Source organism: Exiguobacterium sp. s64, assembly GCF_018618035.1.
In the GTDB taxonomy this organism is placed as follows: Bacteria; Bacillota; Bacilli; order Exiguobacteriales; family Exiguobacteriaceae; genus Exiguobacterium; species Exiguobacterium mexicanum_A.
On the sequence record NZ_JACSLH010000007.1, the window covers coordinates 52,054 to 71,078 of the forward strand.

Below are 19,025 nucleotides of genomic sequence, written 5' to 3' on the forward strand. Positions count from 1 at the left end.
TTGGGGAAACCTGATAATGTGATATACCCGAATCGAGATGTGTCCTACCGTTTGAAACGCTTTCTTTTTCTGTTGTTAAACGTCAGACAACCTACATTCGAACCTCTTTGAATATAACAGACCCTTTTTAAAAATGCAACGGGTCAAAACGGTCAAAATAAAAAAAGTTTGAAGGTCCTTCAAACTTTTTCACCATGCCATTTCTTCAATTTTTTCATATACATTCGTCACGAGTTGTTCCGGTGTATCCCCGGTCACGACCTCACCATCGACGAGACAAAACAAGTCAAGCGAACAGACGCCGCAGTAGCCCGTACAGCCATATTCGACGACGTCTAAGTCTGGATCGGACTCTAATTTGGCGCGGGCGATTTGTGAACCCATCGCTAAATTGGAGGCACAGAACTCAATGATCGGATTCATCATGTCATTCACCCTTCCCCTTTCCTTCAAAGCAGGAAAATGGTTCTTCTACGGCGTATTATAACATGATACAGTTGAAGTGTAACAAAGGGGGATTTTTATGCGCAAATTAGTCGTCTTGGGAGGCGGTTACGGGGGTATGCGTGTAATCGAACGTGTCCTCGGCCATCAGCTGAAGGACGTATCGATCACACTCATCGACCGTCTACCTTACCATGGATTAAAAACAGAGTATTATGCACTTGCGGCGGGGACCGTGTCGGATCGTGACATCCGCATCGATTTTCCAGAAGAGGTCGACTACATATACGGCCAAGTCACCGATATCGATACGGGGGACAAAATGGTCCTGCTCGCGAGCGGGGAAAAAGTGCCGTACGACGACCTCGTCATCGGCCTCGGTTGCGAGGACAAGTACCATAACGTACCCGGTGCCGCCGAGTTCACGTACAGCATCCAAACGTTAGAAGAATCACGCAAGACCCAGCAAGCAATCAACGGCCTATCTCCGGGATCGGTCGTCTCGATCGTCGGTGCCGGCCTGTCCGGTGTCGAGCTCGCCAGCGAGCTGCGCGAGAGTCGTCCCGACTTGACGGTTCGTTTGTTCGACCGCGGCCCGTCCGTCCTATCGTTCCTATCAAACCGTGTCTCGATGTATGTCCAGTCTTGGTTCGAGGAACATGGTGTCGAAGTCATCAACAACTCGAACATCGTCCGGGTCGACGCCGATGGGTTATGGAACCATGAACAGCACTTCGCTTCCGATTTGACGGTGTGGACCGCCGGGATTCAACCGGTCGCCGTCGTCCGCAACCAGGGTTGGGAACTCGATGGGGGTGGACGTGTCAAATTGACACCACACCACTACGTCCCGGAACAGCCCGATATCTTCGTCGTCGGGGACAACGCCAGCCTGCCGTATGCACCTTCCGGTCAGCTCGCAGAAGCGCAGGCCGAACAGATCGTCCAAGTGCTACTCTGTAAATGGAAAGGTGTCGGGTATCCGGATTTGCCGGATATCAAACTCCGAGGCACGTTAGGATCGCTTGGGAAGAAGGCCGGATTCGGCGTCTTCATGGGCAAGCAGTCGCTCACCGGAAAAGTCGCGCGATTGCTCAAGTCCGGTATTCTTTGGAAGCATAAAGTCATTAAATAACATGCACGGGTCGCCTATTACGGCGGCCCGTTTTTTTCGTGGGACGTGCTCGATTTGTTGTTCTGGCACCGTCTCCTTGAGTCAAAAGTCCTGTATCTGAATCCCCTGTATCCTTATCTAAATATTCAGATTATTGATTCGATTGACATATTCTACCCGTTGGCAAAACTTGTTACTCTAGGGTCACGGCCGAACGACTTCGTGTCGCCTCGCCTACATACCCCAAAGGAGGAAACAAGTTGAAAAAAGTTTGCAGCACCGTCCTCGCCTCACTGCTCGTCCTGTCAACCGTTCCGGGAGGCGCAGATGCCGCCCCGAACAAAGAGAAAGAACGCGTCATCGTCGTCTTCAAAGAGTCGGCGAAGAACATCCCGCTCTCGATTGAAGGCATGGAAGTTCGCCAACAGTACAAAAATCTTCCGGCCGCTGCCCTCGAAGTACCGAAGGCTGCCTTGAAGGGCTTGAAGAACAATCCGAACGTTGCCCACGTGGAAGTCGATCAAACGGTGCAAATCGAAAACCAGACGCAAGACTGGGGCATTCCGAAGTTAAAGGCTCCATCCGCTTGGCAGAGTGGTTACACCGGGAAAGGCGTGAAAGTATCGGTCGTCGATACGGGAATCTCGCCACACCCTGATTTGACGATTGCTGGTGGTGCATCGTTCAGTACGGTCACGAGCTCATACGCGGATGACAACGGTCACGGTACGCACGTCGCCGGGATTATCGGCGCCCGCAACAACAGCATCGGCACGGTCGGAATCGCCCATGAAGCGAGTATCTATGCCGTCAAGGCACTCGAGGCGAACGGTAGCGGTAGCCTATCGAGTATTATCGCCGGGATCGATTGGTCAATCACGAACGATATGGACGTCATCAACTTGAGTCTCGGGACGACGAGTCCATCCTCAACGCTCCAACAAGTCGTCGACCGTGCCAATAATGCTGGCATCCTCGTCGTCGCGGCAGCCGGTAACAACGGACGCACCGACGGATCGGGCGACCTCGTCAACTACCCGGCCCGATACAGCTCGGCCATCGCTGTCGCAGCGACGGACATCAACAACAATCGCGCCTCATTCTCGGCTACAGGCAGCACGGTCGAAGTCGCGGCACCAGGCGTGAGCATCAACTCGACACTCGCAACTGGCGGATACGGCCAAATGAGCGGGACATCGATGGCGACTCCGTACGTCGCTGGTAACCTCGCTCTCATGAAGCAAGCGTTCCCGACGTTGTCGAGCGCGCAACTCCGCTCAAAACTGTCACAAGACTCGATCGACCTTGGCGCAGTTGGACGCGACGCCTGGTTCGGAAACGGACTCGTCCAAGCTCCAACGTCTGGTGGGACGTCACAGCCTGTTCAAGCACTCGCGACGACAGTATCGACATCGAAGTCGACTTATTACGCGGGTGAGCAAGTATCGATCTCATCGACGGTGCGGGACGCGAACGGCCAACCGGTCGCAAACGCCGACGTCCGTGTGACGGTCACACAACCTTACGGCACGACGCTCACAGGGACAGGTAAGACAAGTTCGACAGGCGCCATCACGTTCACGCTCTCGACAAGTTCTTCGTCACAGCGCGGCACGTACCAAGTGAAGGCTGATGCGACGCTCACTGGCTACACGGCTGGTTCGGCGACGTCATCGTTCCGTCTTCTGTAACGAACAAGAGTCGAACGACAATCGTCGCTCGACTCTTTTCATGCTGTCGTCTGCTCGATGGCCGAGTAGACTTTTCGTAACTGGACGACCCCTTCATCCACGACTTCCCCATTCAAGAGGACAAGCGGATAAAACCACTCGTCTTGCTTGATCGCCTCAGCGATGTCGTCGTCAGCCGTCTCGAAATCGATGTACTCGAACTCGAACGCCTGATCCGGATATTTCCGGGCAAGCGCACTTTGCAACCATTCATATGTCTCGATCGAGCTAGGTGCCCCGACGCAGCTCGCACACTGCACCTCAGCCCCATATACCGTGATTTTCATGTCCATTCCCCCTGTTCTCTCCTATTATACAAAATTCAATAAGTCGTATCGTCACAAAACGCTCAGCGTTAATGATTGAGAAACAATCTCAAACTTGCTAGAATGAAAGGGAACCAGAAAGGGGTAGATACCATGGAAATGTTTGATCAAGTCCAAGAAGTACTCGATAAATTACGCCCGTTCTTGCTTCGCGACGGCGGTGACGTCGAACTCGTAGACGTGGAAGAAGGCATCGTCAAACTTCGTTTGATGGGTGCATGCGGCAGCTGCCCATCTTCAACCATCACTTTGAAAGCCGGGATTGAGCGTGCGCTCATCGAAGAAGTACCTGGCATCGTTGAAGTCGAACAAGTATTCTAAACAAAAAGGGAGACGTGAGTCATCCCTTTTTTTTCATGCATGCGTCCATTCATCTAAGCTTTCGACCATATAGGTCGGGAGCTTTTCTTGTTCTTGGATAAAGGCCGGACCGTGTACGCCCGAATTGACATGAAGCGTCCGGAGCCCACCGTTGATCCCGAACAAGATGTCGGTATGATAGTTATCCCCGACCATGACGACCTCTTCTTTTGTGAGACCGATCATCTCGAGGGCGATATCGACCATGACCGGTTCCGGTTTTCCGATGAAGAATGGGTCTTTTTCCGTCGTCACAGCCAAGACGGATGTGAGCGCCCCGTTCCCAGGCAAAAAGCCACGTTCGGTCGGGATGGCGATATCACCGTTCGTCGAGATGAAGCGGGCACCGGAACGAATCGCGAGTGCGCCTTTCGCCAACTTCTCGTAAGTGATATGGCGGTCGAGCCCGATGACGACATAGTCCGCCTTCGCCTCTTCCGTCACGTGGAAGCCACGTTCTTCGAGCGCTAAACGCAAGCCGTCTTCCCCAATCATGTAAACCGTCGCGCCCGGCGTCATCTTCTCGATGTAACGGGCCGTCGCCATGGCGCTCGTCAATACGTGCTCCGGTGTGACATGTACACCCATCGAGACGAGCTTATCTGCCACTTGTTTCGGCGTCATCGACGCATTGTTCGTGACGAACAAGTATGGGAAGCCCGTTGCTTCGAGTCGATTCACGAAATCGACCGCTGCTTGAATCGGGGCTGTCCCCGCATAAATCGTGCCGTCTAAGTCAAATAAGTATCCTTTAATCGAATCCATCCAATCACTCGCTTTCTGGTAGAAATGCTGATACAGGTCCAAGTTCCACTTCGATATAATGCCGGACCTGCTCTGCGAATGCCTCGAACGTCGCTCTATAGCGCTCGACCCAAGCGTCGAATCGGTCCGAGTCTGCCGTGACGAACTCCCGGACGTAATGAGCCCGCAGCGCCACGAGCGCTTTTGCGGCTACTGCCGTCTCGGCATCGAGCACGCGTTCATCGAGCAAAATATCGACGATGTCCTCATAACTGCCCGGGTCGCGCATGATGAAGCCATCAATCATCGAGTTGCCGACATCAATCACGCCTTCCATCAAATGGACGGCCAACCGCTGTTTCGCCAGTTCGACCGTGAAGGCGTCCCCCTCTAGTTGATCAAGTCGACCGAGCATCGTCTCCATATGGGCCAACGTCTCGCTAATCTTTTCTCTGTTCACAAAATACATCGGAATCCCCCCTGCCTCCTATAGTAATCCTTTTTCTCGTTCGAGAAAAGAATCTCACCTATTTACATCATTTATCTGATTGTGATACACTAATCCACGGATTGACACAATAAATAGTATGACACATTAAATAGACATTACGTGGAGGGTACAACACTATGGAACGAGAATTAGCGCTAGAGATCGTACGAGCAACTGAGGCAGCAGCACTTGCTTCGTCAAAATGGATCGGTCGTGGTCAAAAGAACGAAGCAGACGACGCAGCCACGTCAGCAATGCGTGAAGTACTCGGGACGGTCAATATGGACGCCACCGTCGTGATTGGTGAAGGCGAGCTCGATGAGGCACCGATGCTCTATATCGGTGAACGTCTCGGCACGACGTTTGGGCCGGAAGTCGACATCGCGGTCGACCCGCTCGAAGGGACGTCCATCGTCGCCAAAGGGCTCGGCGATGCCATGGTCGTCATCGCGGTCGCCGATAAGGGCGCCCTCCTCCACGCACCGGATATGTATATGGATAAACTCGTCGTCGGACCGAATTTGAAAGGGAAAGTCTCGCTCGACGAACCGCTCGAATCGATCATCGAGAAGGCAGCCTTCTATAACGGCAAGCGTATCGAAGAAGTCACGGTCATCATGCAAGACCGTGATCGCCATGAGCACTTGCGTCAAGCGGCGATGAACATGGGCGCTCGCGTCAAGCTGTTCGAAGACGGAGACGTCTCGGCGGGAATCGCGGCAGCCGTCAAATCAAATCCGATTGACATCTTTATCAGCACGGGCGGCGCCCCGGAAGGCGTCATCACGGCAGCGGCCGTCAAAGCGCTCGGTGGCGACATGCAGGCACGCCTTCACCCGATGAACGAAGAAGAGACGGCGCGCGTCATCTCGATGGGCATCGACGACCCGCTCCAATTGCTCACAATCGACGACCTCGTCAAGAGCGATGACTGCATCTTTGCGGCGACAGGCGTCACGTCAGGCGAACTGCTCGACGGCGTCAAATTCTTGACGGACGATATCGTCGAAACGACGTCGCTCGTCATGCGCTCGAAAACGAAGACGATTCGTAAAGTCATCGCCGAGCACACGTTGTCACTCAAGCCATACCTCCAAAAACAAGAAATCAACGCATAATAAAACCTCCGCTCTCGATGAGCGGAGGTTTTCGTTTAGAATCCTTGTTCGAAATCCGTCCCGGCATGGTTTGTCTGTAGTCGTTCCGCTTGACGAATCGAGTCGTAGAACGTCGCGTACGTCGTCGTGAAGTACGGGTAGACGTACAAGAAACCGATTCCGAGCGTGAACACCCCGACGAAGAACCAACCGATGAATGAGAGGACAAGTTTGAACGCGTCCATCTTATGCCCATCCATCATGCGGCGTGATTCCGTAATCGCCTCAAGGGACGATAGTTCCGGTTGGTCCCGTAAAATGTAATACGTCAGTGAGTACGAGAACCCTTTGATGATTCCCGGGATCACGAGGAGCAACGTCCATAAGAAAATGAACAATCCCATGAAGAACGGGGCGAGCACGTGCTTGACGTAGCCCGTTTTAAATGGCTCGAACAACTTTGAGACGCCTGGCCGCTCGCCGCGTGAAACGGAAAGGACGAGCCACGCCCAGCCAATCGTGAGCGGTGCAATCAACAAAGTGAGAAGAAGCGACAAGAACGTAAGTCCCGTGTCAGCCGCTGTCGGTATCGCCTCTGGGTCTACAGGGACAGGCGGCGCGAACGATTGTGGAATCCCGTTCAAGACGACGAATAAAATTAATAGCCCGGCCATCAGCCAACGCTTTCCGGTTAACATTTTTTGGGCATGTTGTTTTAACTGTGCAGTCATTTTTCATCATCCTTTTTGTGAGGTCTTTCCTAAGTGTACGTCATCGCCTCCAGAAAAGTTTCAAAAAACCACGAAAAAAGGGAAAAGGTTTTTTTCCCTCCCCCTCAATACATCACATTGCCCATGAAAAACTGTGACATCGATAAAATAAATAAGAGCACACCTGTGGCCACTGCCACCAACGAAATGATTTTAAATAGACGGCTTCTCAGAAACGCCTGACGATATTCAAAGCGGCGGATCAGCAATACGTGGACAACCTCATAGAGAAGGACTGCGGCCGTGAAGTAAAACGTCATGATACTCCCTAACCCGAAGAACAACATCGCAAGTAAGCCCAGACCGAGATTGTGAATTCGGTTGTGGACGTCATCGCGGTCACCGACGGTCGCCGTTTGTACGTGTTGCATACTTCCACCTCACTTCCAAAACCCGAACAGAAACAATTGCTATAAATATAAGTTATCACAATTTTCCCACCCCTAAACCTGTCACACCGTCTTTTCACCTAAAAGAAACATTTGGAAAATAAATGTAACAAAAAAAGCGCTGATGTCATCAGCGCGTCATGTGCCGGTCGAAGGCTCAGCTTCTTCCGACTTATTGAATTTGCGTTTCAGTTTGAGCGGTTGTTTCGTGCCGCCGAAGACCGGACCGTCTTCCGCCTCATCGATTTCCGTCTTTTTCTTGAGCACGAAGAACGGGCACCCAAAGTTACAGTATTCATACACGTAATCCATCACATGGTCGATCCGATTGTCATATGTCGCGAACTTGGATTTTGTCTCATAAAATCCTTTCAACCGAAGTTGTCCGTGACCCCAGTCCCCGACGATATAATCATACTTATCGAGCACGTCGCTATAGCGTGCAATGAATGCCTCCTCGTCAAAACCGTCCCGTTTTTCTTCGATGACGGTATAGCCGTGGCGATTCACTCTAATCATGTTTCACACCTCCACTCTCCTATCATATCATGTCGACCGGCCCTGCCCTATCCTTTTCGGATGGCATTATGGCGCGTCACAATCGTTTCCCGCAACACATCACGGAGCAGTTCTGGCATGAAGTAACGCTTCGTCTGGTCGGCCAAGTAAGGAAGGAGCGGACCGAACGTGAACATGTCGACCGTGGCGACGCGATACGTCTCATCGAGCTCGACTTCCTGACCGTGGACGTAATAGCGACCATGCCTCAACTCGAGACCGTGGACAATCGGGGCGCCAAGCACCGTTCCGCGAAATCCGAGGCCACGGACATGCATCGTCGTGAACGCTTCTTCTTGCACATCGTTTAAAAAACGGATCAGCGTGGCTCCGTCCAGCGAGAGCAGACAAGGGTTGATCGGATGCGGACAGATGCGGTGAAGCATATTGAGCGTGACGTGCCCCGGCAATAACCCTTCCAATAGGACGCCTGCCGGGATCACGCTCACTTCAGCGTCACACCAGTCCGCCAGCCCGCCTGCCAACAGTTCACCGAGGGCAGATGGGCCGAACCAGTCGCTCGGATAACCCGGCGTGTCAGCGATGGTCACGTCGAGCAGCCGCTCGGCTTGGCTGTATTCTTCTTGTAAGGTCGAAACCGTCGCTTCATCTGTCTCTCGTTCCGTCAAGTCATGCAAACTGGCCCGCTTCTCGATGACTCGGTTCCCATCGAGGGTGAGTTCCACTTCCCCGACGTATTGCCCGTATTTGCCGGCCTGAGCGATCAAGACACCGTTCGTGACGACCCCATCATCGAGCACGTGATGGGTATGGGCCCCGAGGATGACATCGATTTCCGGAAATGCTTCGGCGAGCCGCTCATCTGCATAAAAACCGAGGTGGCTGAGGGCGATGACGATATCACAGTCTCGGAGTGTTTCAAGCGCACGTTTCGTCGCCTCATGTGGCGCTTCGATGGTCCAACCGAGTTCCGGATAAAGTTCTTCATACGGTGCCGTCACGCCGAACAGCCCGATGCGGAGTCCGTCTCGTTCGACGACGAGCGTCTCCGTCGCCCAATCGGGTCTCGTGCCATCCGCCTGATAGACGTTCGCGAGCAACACCGGGAACTCCGCTTCTTCGTATAGATGGGCGAGCCAGTCATGCGGGAACGTGATGCCTTCGTTGTTCCCAATCGTGACCGCCGTCGGTTGGACGCGATTGAGCAGGCGGACGTTCACTTGTCCTCGCGTCACTTCCGTCGCCGGATGGGTCCGATCGGCATGGTCGCCGAGATCGAAGACGAGCGTCTCTTCTGTCCGGTGCTCGTTCAAAAACGAGACGAGACGCGGCCAGTTATGAAATTTCGAATGTAAGTCATTATAATGATACATCGTGATCGTTCTCAAGACGATTCCCCTTCCTAGAACAGGCTGATTTGGCTCGGGGCGAGCTCATATTCGGCACCGAGGATCTCGATCAACCGTTTGGCGTTCGGTACCGCGTCTCCGGCCGAGTTGTTGTTAAAGTAGACGTACACCGACTTCGCCGTTGCGTCGACTTGTTTGAGCGCCGCCGCGAGCTCTTGCAGTTCGTCTTCACTGTAGCGATACAGACAACGCACATGACGCCACTCTTGGCTCGTCATTCCTGGTTTTCTAAGCCAGCCAGCCGTGTTGCGCCCGTGTAAGCGAACGACGGCCACTTCCGGATTGGTCACGACCGGCACGAACGGGATGCTGCTCTCTTTCGTCTGCGGCTCATCACAGATCGTGTTGATGAACCGAAGTTCCGTCAAGAAAGCGAGCGTCCGCTCCCGGAACGCCTCGGAGAACCAAGTCGGGTTTCGGAACTCGATCGCGATGTCATAGTCCTTCAACTCGTCGCGAATCGTCCGCAAATAATCGAGATGCGGCTTTGAGACGTCAAACCACGGCGGCAGCTGGACGAGCACGGCCCGGAGTTTTCCGGCCTGCTTCAACGGTTCGACCGAGGTCCGGTACCGTTCGAACAGTTCGGCGAGCGGTAATTTCGGTTCGCGGTCATGTCCGCTCATTTCCCTGGAAACTTTGACGACGAACTGGAACGTTTCCGGTGTCTCCTGGTTCCACTTCTCATAGTTCTTCACAGGTTGAATCGCATAAAACGAGGAATCGATCTCGACAGTCGGAAAATGCCCCGCGTAGGTCGACAGTTTATGTTTACGTTCTTCCGGGTTCGTATAGAGCAAATCGTGGTCGCCCCATCCCGTCACACCGACATAAATCATCATGTTCCCTCCTTACATCATTGTTCGAACGTGGCCGTCGCTTTCCGCTTCGACCAGTTCAACGTTCCGGCGAACGTCACGAGCAACAGGACGAGTCCCATCACGAACGGATAGCGCATATCGATATCAAACGCAATCCCGGCGAGCGTCGGCCCGACGATATTGCCGATGCTCATATAGGCGTTGTTCATCCCCATCGCAAACCCTTGTTCCTTATCGGCCATTTTCGACACGAGCGTATTCAACACCGGTCGTAAAATCGACGTCGACAAGAAGATAATCAACGTGACGGCGAAGAAAATCGTGTAAGACCCGGCGAACAGCGAGAACAAGAAGCCGAGCGCGGCGAGCATGATGAAGAAAAGCACGACTTTGATCTCACCGAGCAATGAAACGAGACGGTCGACGGCGAACAGCTGCACGATGACACTGACGATGCCTGTCCCGGTGATCATGACCGCGATTTGTTGCGGTGTCGCGCTGAACGTCTCACTGACGAACAAGCCGAGGACAGATTCATACGCCATCAAACCGAACGCCATGACCAAATTGATGACGAGCACGAAGAAATACGGCTTCCGTGTCGACGACACGAGTTGGCGCGGCAACGACTCGCTCTCGCTCGTTTGAACGTATGGTTCTCGATCCGGTTCCTTCAATAGAATGATTGACGAGATGACGGCGACGAACGAGACAATCGCTGACAAGAGAAGCGGCGCCTTCAAACCGAACTCAGCGAAGAAGCCACCGATCCCCGGTCCAATAACGATCCCGAGCGACATTGCCGCGGAAATATAGCTGTTCCCTTTCGCCCGTTGCTTGAGCGTGGTGATGTCAGCCACGTAGGCGAAAATCGCCGGAATCAATAGCGCGGCTCCGACGCCGCCGATCGCCCGTGAAATCAAGAGGACGGTCAGGTTGTCAGATAAGTAAAAGACGCCCATCGAGACGGTAAAGCCGATCAGACCTAAAATAATCATCAGACGGCGTCCGTAAACATCCGCCCATTTCCCGGCGATCGGCGACATGAGCAACTGGGTCCCTGCGAAGACTGAGATCATGAGACCGGCAGCAGTGCCGCCTTCTCCGATCATCTTCAAATAATCAGGAATGATCGGAATGATGATCCCGAATCCTGCTACAGCGATGAACATGTTCAACATGAGAATCGCCAATTGTTTCTTTTGTTTAGTCGTCAATATATGTCACTTCCTTTTCATCCTTTCATTTTACTTGTTGATGAATGGAATGAGCAAACGATAAGACAGCAAAACACCCATCCTTGACCAGAGGATGGGTGTTCGTTCACTTGCTTATGAGATGCGTGATTGAGCGAGTAATTGATTGGAACGTTGTTTCGGTAAGAAAAGCGTAATCACATACACGATCAACGTTGGAACCGCCCAGGCGAGCCCGATCTCGGCCATCGGCAAGTTCGTGATCCATTCGGTTGCAGCAGACGGCGCCAAACCGTGTGTCGTCTCAAAGAGCGAGAGCACGAGGGCCGTATACACTGTCGCCTTCATGGCGACGTGAGGGTTGCGTTGAATCCGTTCCGTGATCGACACGAGAACGAGTGCGATCATGACCGGATACAAGAGCGTGAGAAGCGGTACCGCGATTTGAATCAACGTACCGATTCCGACGAGTGAGATGAGATAGCCGAACAACGTCGTCGCGATAACGACCTGATAATACTTGAGTGATTCGAACGTGTTGCTGATGAAGCGTGAGAACTCAGTGATGAGCCCGACCGCTGTCGTCAAACAAGCGAGGAAGACTGCTGCCCCAAGTGCGAGCATTCCGACTTGTCCGAATGAAGAACCGGCGAACGCTTGAAGCAAGCTTGCGCCATCTGTCGTCCCCGTTTGACCCGTCATATTCGCTCCGATCGATCCGAGCGAGATATAGACGAGCATCAAACATGTGACGGCAAGTAAGCCTGACGAGCGGAGAAGCGAAGACGCTTCTTTTTGGTCTGTCATACCGTTCGCTTTGAGCGTGACGAGCACGATGGCCCCGAAGACGAGTGCGCCGAAGACGTCCATCGTCAAGTAACCTTGTTTGAAACCTTCCCCGAGCGCACCGATCCATGTCTCATATCCTTCTGCTGGTGCGACCGGCTTCCCGAGTGGAGCCACAAGGTTCGTGATTCCGATTGCCGCAAGCAAGAGCAAGAGGATTGGTGTGATGATGCGTCCGATGATTTCAATCAATTTTTGAGCGCGTAACGTCAAGAAGAACGTTAATCCGAAGAAGACAGTTGAACTGATTGCGAGCGTGAGCGTAGATGGCGCACCGAGGAACGGTACGACTCCCATCTCATACGTGACGGCTGCCGTCCGAGGAATCCCGAAGAACGGCCCGATTGCCACGTACATTAATCCCGTCAAGACGAGAGCAAGACGCTTCGGAATATACCGAGCGATTTGGTCAGACCCACCGCCGACCCGCGCGACTGCGAAGAGCGCGAGTAATGGTAGCCCGACGCCGGTAATGACGAAACCGACTAGGGCTGGGACTAGGTTCTGTCCTGCCATCGCACCTAACATCGGTGGGAACAGCAAGTTCCCGGCCCCGAAGAATAATGCGAAAATCGTGAACGCTAACGGGAATAATGTCGATTTTTTCATACAACTACCTCCACATACATGTAATACCTTCCGTGTTACCCAATGAATCAAATGACTAAATTTTCTGACAATAAAGCGCTTGGTCTATTTCATTATACACACTTTCATTTTTTTGACCACCCTATCCTTAAAAATGATGTTTATTTTTTTGAAATGTGGATTTTTCATATGGAACCGTTCCCTCATTTTACAAATTATCGGCGAGCAAATGAGGAAGGATTGCTCTTTATGAGAGAAATGGTCAATAACGGATATCGAATTTCCGGAAGGATTCGATCGTCGCCTCTTCGGCTTCGATGCGTTCGACCCCGACAAAACGATTGCCGTCATATAAAGCACGTTTATAAGATTCGAGTCTCTCCGCGTCTCCTTCGATTTGAAGTTCGACCGTCCCGTCATTCAAGTTCCGAACCCAACCCGTGATGCCGTATTCAAGCGCTGTCGCTTGAGCGAAGTAGCGGAAACCGACCCCTTGGACACGACCCGATACGATGAGATGTTGTGCTTGTTTCATGCATGTATTCCTCCTTGTATGTGAAATAACAGGTTTAATGACGCTATAGTTAGGAAATAATATTTAAGTAAAATAATGGATAGGAGTGGTGATGTGGAACAACTTGTGAATATGGTGACGACGTTTTCGGATTGGCTATGGGGAGTGCCAATCATCTCATTACTTGTCTTGTCTGGACTTTATTTGACGATTCGTTTAGGGTTCTTCCAATTCCGATACCCGCTATACATATTGCAACAAACGTTAGGCAGTGTCTTTAAAAAACCAAAAGGCGAAGGCGACATCAGTCCTCGCCAAGCACTCACGTCGGCCTTGTCGTCGACGATCGGTGCCGCCAATATCATCGGGGTACCGGCTGCCATCATGTTCGGTGGTCCCGGTGCCATCTTCTGGATGTGGGTCATCGCCGTCGTCGGGATGGCCATCAAGTTCTCGGAGAGCGTCCTCGCTGTCCGTTACCGCGAGAAAAACGAGGCCGGGGAATTTGTCGGCGGTCCCGTCTACTATATGGCAAAAGGCTTGAAGTTAAAATGGCTCGCTTCTTGGTTCGCCTTCGCCCTCATGATTGAACTCATCCCGAGTATCATGGTCCAAGGGAACGCCGTCAGTTCGGCCGTCCGCGAGACGTTCGACGGCAATACGCTCGTGACCGGACTCATCGTCGCGGGCCTCGTCGCGCTCGTCGTCTTCGGCGGCGTGAAGCGGATCGCCAAAGTGACGGAGGTCATCGTCCCAGCGATGGCGCTTGTCTATGTCGGTGCCGGTTTCATCATCGTCTTGATGAACTTCTCGCAAATCCCGGAAGTACTCGGGCTCATCTTCTCGTACGCATTCCAACCGATGGCTGCCCTTGGCGGTTTCGCCGGTGCCGCGATTGCCGAGACGATTCGTTGGGGCTTCGCCCGCGGTCTGTATTCGAACGAGGCTGGACTCGGGACGGCACCGATCGCCCACGCGGCCGCCCAAACGGATCATCCGGTCCGGCAAGGTTTTTGGGCCGTGATCGGGATCGTCATCGATACGCTCATCATCTGTAGCACGACGGCGTTCGTTGTCTTGTCGTCCGGTGTATGGACACGGGCCGATGCGATGAACGATCCAGCCGCCCTGACTACAATCGCGTTCCAACAGTACTTCGGTTACACGGGTAGCCTGCTCGTCACAATCTCGCTCATCTTCTTCGTCTTGTCGACGATTATCGTCATCATCTTCTACGGGTCGCGCCAAGCCGAGTACTTGTTCGGGTTGAAGGCCGGATTCTTGATGAAAGTCGTCTATATCGCCTCAATCGTCATCGGTGCGATCGGCGGCGCCCAAATGATTTGGAACTTCCTCGACTTCATGCTCGCGATGATCCTCATCCCGAACATGATTGCCGTCTTGATGTTGAGCGGTGAAGTGAAGCGCTTGACGACCGAGTTCTTCACGTCCGAGAAATATTATAAGAAAGACGTCGCCGAGAAGAAGGCGTCGTAACGACAAACCCGGCTGCAATCGCAGCCGGGCCTTTTTTTATGAACTCGATTCAATCTTGTCGATTGCTTGACGAATCCGTCCGACCGAGGCGTCGAACTGTTGTTGTTCCTCGTCCGTCAGTTCGATTTCGACGATTTGGCGGATACCGGTCCGATCGATCAAGGCCGGTACGCCGATATGGAGGCCAGAGGCACCGTATTCTCCGTCGAGATGAGCACCGATCGTCACGACGGAGTTCTCATTCCGGACGATAGCGCGGACGATTCGGAGGAGCCCGAGCCCAATCGCGTAGTACGCCGCGCTCTTATATTCGATAATTTGATTCGCCGCATCGCGGACCCCTTGATAGATGGCGTCCAAATCTTCTTGGCGGTACGATTCATTCTCCTCAAGTAACTGTTTTATCGACTTCCCGTAAATGCGGGCATTGTCCCAGGCGACGAATCCCCCGGCGCCATGCTCGCCCATGTAATAGACGTGGCAGTTCCGTGATGACAAGTTGAAGTACTCACCGACTTTATAACGAAGACGGGCCGTGTCAAGCACCGTACCTGAACCGATGACGCGGTGCTTTGGCAAACCTGACGCCTCAAAGGCGACGTGCGCCATGACGTTGACCGGGTTCGTGGCGACGACGATGATGCCATCGAACCCGCTCGCCATGATTTGTTTCGTGACGTCACGGACGACGACCGCGTTTTGTTCGGCCAGGTCCATCTGGGTCTGACCGAGCTTTTGAGCGGCACCGGCCGTGATGACGACGATATCGGCGTCACGGCAGTCCGAGTAGTCCCCTGCCCAAATGCGGACCGGGCTCGGCGCGAACGAGATGCCGTGGTTGAGGTCCATTGCCTCCCCTTCGGCCTTGGCGTGGTTCGAGTCGATCAAGACGAGCTCTTCACAGAGCGCCGCCATCGACAGTTGATAGGCGAAACTGATACCGACCCAGCCGGCGCCGACGACGGCGATGCGGGTGATGTCTTTTGGATCAATCGTTTCCATTCAATCATTCCTCCCTAAAAGCAGTCTCTCTCTTAGCATACCCGACTCGCATTCGTTTCACGACAAAAAAAGCGAACTCCCTTGCGGTGAGTTCGCTAATTAAAGATTATCCGATCGATCCTTCCATCTCGAACTTGATGAGACGGTTCATTTCGACGGCATATTCCATTGGCAATTCTTTCGTGAACGGCTCGATGAAGCCCATGACGATCATTTCCGTCGCTTCTTCTTCCGAGATTCCGCGGCTCATGAGGTAGAAGAGTTGCTCTTCTGACACTTTAGAGACTTTCGCTTCGTGCTCGAGTGAGACTTGGTCGTTCAAGATCTCGTTGTACGGGATCGTGTCCGACGTCGACTCGTTGTCCATGATGAGCGTGTCACATTCGATATTCGAACGTGCGCCTTTCGCTTTACGGCCGAAGTGGACGATACCGCGATACGAGACTTTTCCGCCTTGTTTCGAAATCGACTTCGAGACGATTGAAGATGACGTGTTCGGTGCGAGGTGAATCATTTTCGCGCCGGCATCTTGGTGCTGCCCTTTACCGCCGAGGGCGATTGAGAGCGTCATACCGCGTGAGCCTTCACCTTTCAAGATGACGGCCGGGTATTTCATCGTGAGTTTCGAACCGATGTTACCATCGATCCACTCCATCGATCCACCCGCTTCACAGACGGCACGCTTCGTGACCAAGTTGTAGACGTTGTTCGCCCAGTTCTGGATCGTCGTATAGCGGCAGTATGCGTCTTTGTTGACGAAAATCTCAACGACCGCTGAGTGAAGTGAGTTCGTCGTGTAGACCGGTGCTGTACATCCTTCGACGTAATGGACAGAAGCGCCCTCGTCGACGATGATGAGCGTCCGCTCGAACTGACCCATGTTCTCTGAGTTGATGCGGAAGTAAGCTTGGAGCGGTTGCTCGAGCTTCACGCCTTTTGGTACGTAGATGAATGAGCCACCTGACCATACAGCCGAGTTGAGTGCCGCGAACTTGTTGTCCGTCGGCGGAATCAATTTCCCGAAATACTCACGGAAGATGGCTTCATCTTCTTTGAGCGCCGTGTCTGTATCTTTGAAGATGACACCTTTTGATTCGAAGTCTTCTTGCATGCTGTGATAGACGACTTCTGACTCGTACTGAGCCGAAACGCCTGCCAAGTATTTTTGCTCCGCTTCTGGGATTCCGAGCTTATCAAACGTACGTTTGATTTCTTCTGGAACCTCATCCCACGAGTGCTCTGTCTTTTCAGACGGTTTGACATAGTACGTGATCTCATCGAAATCAAGAGCCGTGAGATCGCCGCCCCATGTCGGCATCGGCATTTTGCGGAACTGTTCGAGTGATTTCAAACGGAACTCGAGCATCCATGCCGGTTCTTCTTTCATGTGCGAGATCGTCTCTACGATTTCGTTCGTCAAGCCGCGGCCTGAGCGGAAAATCGAGATGTCTCGGTCATGGAAGCCATATTTATAATCGCCAATGTCAGGCATGTTTTTCGCCATATCGGTCTCCTCCTTCTGCTTACGCTTCCTCGTCGACTCCCTTTTCAAGCGCTTTCCACGCGAGCGTGGCGCACTTGATGCGAGCCGGGAACTTTGAGACGCCAGACAACGCTTCGATGTCGCCTAGGTCGAACGTGTCTGTATCATAGTCTTTTCCTTGGACCATCTCCGAGAAGATGTTGGCCAATTGGAGTGCCTCGTCAACAGACTTGCCCTTCACGATTTGGGTCATCATCGATGCCGAGGCGAGACTGATGGAACAGCCTTCCCCTTCGAACTTGGCATCTTTCACGATTCCGTCCTCGACTTGGAGTTGGAGTCGGAGTGAATCCCCGCATGTCGGGTTGTTCAAGTCGACCGTCACGCCATCTTCGATGACGCCACGGTTTCTTGGGTTTTTATAATGATCCATGATGACCTGTCGGTACAACATGTCGAGATTGTTAAAACTCATAATTGAAATACTCCTTCGTTTGACGTAGCCCTTCGATTAAGCGGTCGACTTCTTCTTTCGTATTGTACAAGTAGAAGCTCGCGCGGGCTGTCGATGATTGCTTCAGGAGACGCATGAGTGGCTGGGCACAATGGTGGCCGGCCCGGACCGCGATGCCTTGCATATCCAAGACGGTCGCTAAGTCGTGGGCGTGCACGTCACCTAAGTTGAACGTGACGAGTCCGACCCGTTCCTCTGGCCCGAAGATTTGGATACCTTCGATCGTCCGCATCTGTTCGATGGCGTACGTCGCAAGCGCCCGTTCGTGGGCTTCGACGTTCTCGAGACCGAGGTCTTCTAAGAAGTCGATGGCCGCTGCCAAACCGACAGCGCCGGCGATGATCGGCGTCCCTGCTTCGAACCGGTACGGGATGTCTTTCCATGTCGACTCATACAAGTCGACGTAATCGATCATCTCGCCACCGAATTCGACCGGCTCCATGTTTTTAAGCAACTGTTTCTTCCCGTATAAGACCCCGATCCCGGTCGGACCGAGCATCTTATGGCCTGAGAAGGCGAGGAAGTCGCAGTCGAGTGCTTGCACGTCAAGTTTACGGTGCGGTGCGCTTTGCGCCGCATCGACGACCATGACCGCGCCTTTCTCGTGGGCGAGCTTCGCCACGTCGGCGATCGGGTTGATCGTGCCGAGCACGTTCGAGACGTGACTCATGGCAACGATTTTCGTCCGGTCCGACAAGACGGCACGGACCGCGTCGAGCGTGACCCGACCGTCCGGCGTCAATTCGACGTAACGGAGTTTGGCCCCTTTACGCTTGGCGAGCTGTTGCCACGGAATCAAGTTGGCGTGATGCTCCATCGGCGTGAGGACGATCTCATCCCCCGCGCCGACGTTGGCATCCCCGTAGCTTGACGCGACGAGGTTAATCGCCGTCGTCGTCCCGCGTGTGAAGATGATCTCTTCCGGGACGGCGGCGTTGATGAATGAACGGACGCGCTCCCGCGCCCCTTCATACGCATCCGTCGCGTGCGTCCCGAGCGTATGGACGCCCCGGTGCACGTTCGAGTGGATGCGGCGATAGTAATCCTCGATCGCCTCGATGACAGCAAGCGGTTTTTGGGAGCTCGCCGCGCTGTCGAGATAGACGAGCGGATGACCGTTGATTTCCTGATCTAAAATCGGGAACTGTTTACGAATCGAGGCATCGATCATC

21 protein-coding genes are annotated in these 19,025 nt (G+C 53.3%); 5 read left to right on the top strand and 16 right to left on the bottom strand.

What is annotated here, in order from left to right:
* Positions 1-189 precede the first annotated feature (189 nt).
* Complete coding sequence (locus KNP64_RS11045; protein ID WP_021065517.1) at positions 190-426, bottom strand: YuzB family protein; 237 nt, start codon at positions 424-426, stop codon at positions 190-192.
* Between the two features lie 97 nt (positions 427-523).
* Between KNP64_RS11045 and KNP64_RS11050 the strand changes: the two genes are divergently transcribed.
* Positions 524-1,579 (top strand): NAD(P)/FAD-dependent oxidoreductase, encoded by a 1,056-nt coding sequence (locus KNP64_RS11050; protein ID WP_034778394.1) that lies wholly within the window; start codon positions 524-526, stop codon positions 1,577-1,579.
* A gap of 239 nt (positions 1,580-1,818) precedes the next feature.
* Positions 1,819-3,249 (top strand): S8 family serine peptidase, encoded by a 1,431-nt coding sequence (locus tag KNP64_RS11055; RefSeq protein ID WP_214712898.1) that lies wholly within the window; start codon positions 1,819-1,821, stop codon positions 3,247-3,249.
* 38 nt (positions 3,250-3,287) lie between these two features.
* Here the strand turns inward: KNP64_RS11055 and KNP64_RS11060 are convergent, their stop codons facing one another.
* A complete protein-coding gene (locus KNP64_RS11060; RefSeq protein WP_138859124.1) occupies positions 3,288-3,581 on the bottom strand; it encodes a DUF1462 family protein in 294 nt (97 codons plus the stop codon).
* Positions 3,582-3,677: 96 nt separating this feature from the next.
* Here KNP64_RS11060 and KNP64_RS11065 point away from each other — a divergent pair, with 96 nt between their 5' ends.
* Positions 3,678-3,935, top strand: coding sequence for a NifU family protein (locus KNP64_RS11065; RefSeq protein ID WP_232819607.1), 258 nt, complete (start codon positions 3,678-3,680; stop codon positions 3,933-3,935).
* Positions 3,936-3,968: 33 nt separating this feature from the next.
* On the opposite strand, the gene KNP64_RS11070 is transcribed toward KNP64_RS11065, so the two are convergent.
* Positions 3,969-4,739, bottom strand: coding sequence for a TIGR01457 family HAD-type hydrolase (locus tag KNP64_RS11070; protein ID WP_214706604.1), 771 nt, complete (start codon positions 4,737-4,739; stop codon positions 3,969-3,971).
* 4 nt (positions 4,740-4,743) lie between these two features.
* Positions 4,744-5,187, bottom strand: coding sequence for a DUF86 domain-containing protein (locus KNP64_RS11075; RefSeq protein ID WP_214712897.1), 444 nt, complete (start codon positions 5,185-5,187; stop codon positions 4,744-4,746).
* A 158-nt stretch (positions 5,188-5,345) separates the two neighbouring features.
* Between KNP64_RS11075 and glpX the strand changes: the two genes are divergently transcribed.
* Positions 5,346-6,326, top strand: a complete 981-nt coding sequence (glpX, locus tag KNP64_RS11080) for a class II fructose-bisphosphatase (protein ID WP_214793397.1) — start codon at positions 5,346-5,348, stop codon at positions 6,324-6,326.
* A gap of 35 nt (positions 6,327-6,361) precedes the next feature.
* On the opposite strand, the gene KNP64_RS11085 is transcribed toward glpX, so the two are convergent.
* The 8 genes from KNP64_RS11085 to KNP64_RS11120 all read right to left on the bottom strand — a co-directional run bounded on the left by KNP64_RS11085 (position 6,362) and on the right by KNP64_RS11120 (position 13,378).
* Positions 6,362-7,036, bottom strand: coding sequence for a DUF975 family protein (locus tag KNP64_RS11085; protein WP_214793399.1), 675 nt, complete (start codon positions 7,034-7,036; stop codon positions 6,362-6,364).
* A 104-nt stretch (positions 7,037-7,140) separates the two neighbouring features.
* Complete coding sequence (locus KNP64_RS11090) at positions 7,141-7,446, bottom strand: hypothetical protein (RefSeq protein WP_138859119.1); 306 nt, start codon at positions 7,444-7,446, stop codon at positions 7,141-7,143.
* Between the two features lie 156 nt (positions 7,447-7,602).
* Positions 7,603-7,983 (bottom strand): YutD family protein, encoded by a 381-nt coding sequence (locus KNP64_RS11095; protein ID WP_138859118.1) that lies wholly within the window; start codon positions 7,981-7,983, stop codon positions 7,603-7,605.
* A 47-nt stretch (positions 7,984-8,030) separates the two neighbouring features.
* Positions 8,031-9,371, bottom strand: a complete 1,341-nt coding sequence (locus KNP64_RS11100) for a bifunctional metallophosphatase/5'-nucleotidase (protein WP_240731312.1) — start codon at positions 9,369-9,371, stop codon at positions 8,031-8,033.
* A 14-nt stretch (positions 9,372-9,385) separates the two neighbouring features.
* Positions 9,386-10,231 carry a DUF72 domain-containing protein gene (locus tag KNP64_RS11105; protein WP_138859117.1) on the bottom strand — a complete coding sequence of 282 codons (846 nt, stop codon included), beginning with the start codon at positions 10,229-10,231 and terminating at the stop codon, positions 9,386-9,388.
* A 17-nt stretch (positions 10,232-10,248) separates the two neighbouring features.
* Positions 10,249-11,430, bottom strand: a complete 1,182-nt coding sequence (locus KNP64_RS11110; protein WP_214793401.1) for an MFS transporter — start codon at positions 11,428-11,430, stop codon at positions 10,249-10,251.
* Positions 11,431-11,544: 114 nt separating this feature from the next.
* Positions 11,545-12,864, bottom strand: coding sequence for a branched-chain amino acid transport system II carrier protein (gene brnQ / locus KNP64_RS11115; protein ID WP_214793403.1), 1,320 nt, complete (start codon positions 12,862-12,864; stop codon positions 11,545-11,547).
* Positions 12,865-13,105: 241 nt separating this feature from the next.
* The gene (locus tag KNP64_RS11120; protein WP_034778432.1) at positions 13,106-13,378 is read right to left on the bottom strand and encodes an acylphosphatase; all 273 of its coding nucleotides are present in this window, start codon (positions 13,376-13,378) and stop codon (positions 13,106-13,108) included.
* A 75-nt stretch (positions 13,379-13,453) separates the two neighbouring features.
* Between KNP64_RS11120 and KNP64_RS11125 the strand changes: the two genes are divergently transcribed.
* Positions 13,454-14,854, top strand: a complete 1,401-nt coding sequence (locus tag KNP64_RS11125; protein WP_251126417.1) for an alanine/glycine:cation symporter family protein — start codon at positions 13,454-13,456, stop codon at positions 14,852-14,854.
* Positions 14,855-14,890: 36 nt separating this feature from the next.
* Here the strand turns inward: KNP64_RS11125 and KNP64_RS11130 are convergent, their stop codons facing one another.
* The 4 genes from KNP64_RS11130 to KNP64_RS11145 form a co-directional block, all read right to left on the bottom strand.
* The gene (locus tag KNP64_RS11130) at positions 14,891-15,856 is read right to left on the bottom strand and encodes an L-lactate dehydrogenase (protein WP_214793405.1); all 966 of its coding nucleotides are present in this window, start codon (positions 15,854-15,856) and stop codon (positions 14,891-14,893) included.
* Between the two features lie 106 nt (positions 15,857-15,962).
* Positions 15,963-17,360, bottom strand: coding sequence for a Fe-S cluster assembly protein SufB (sufB, locus tag KNP64_RS11135; RefSeq protein ID WP_214763291.1), 1,398 nt, complete (start codon positions 17,358-17,360; stop codon positions 15,963-15,965).
* A gap of 19 nt (positions 17,361-17,379) precedes the next feature.
* Complete coding sequence (gene sufU / locus KNP64_RS11140) at positions 17,380-17,814, bottom strand: Fe-S cluster assembly sulfur transfer protein SufU (RefSeq protein ID WP_029595098.1); 435 nt, start codon at positions 17,812-17,814, stop codon at positions 17,380-17,382.
* Positions 17,804-19,024, bottom strand: a complete 1,221-nt coding sequence (locus tag KNP64_RS11145; protein ID WP_214793407.1) for a cysteine desulfurase — start codon at positions 19,022-19,024, stop codon at positions 17,804-17,806. The genes sufU and KNP64_RS11145 overlap by 11 nt, the downstream gene beginning before the upstream one ends.
* Between the last annotated feature and the right edge of the window lies 1 nt (position 19,025).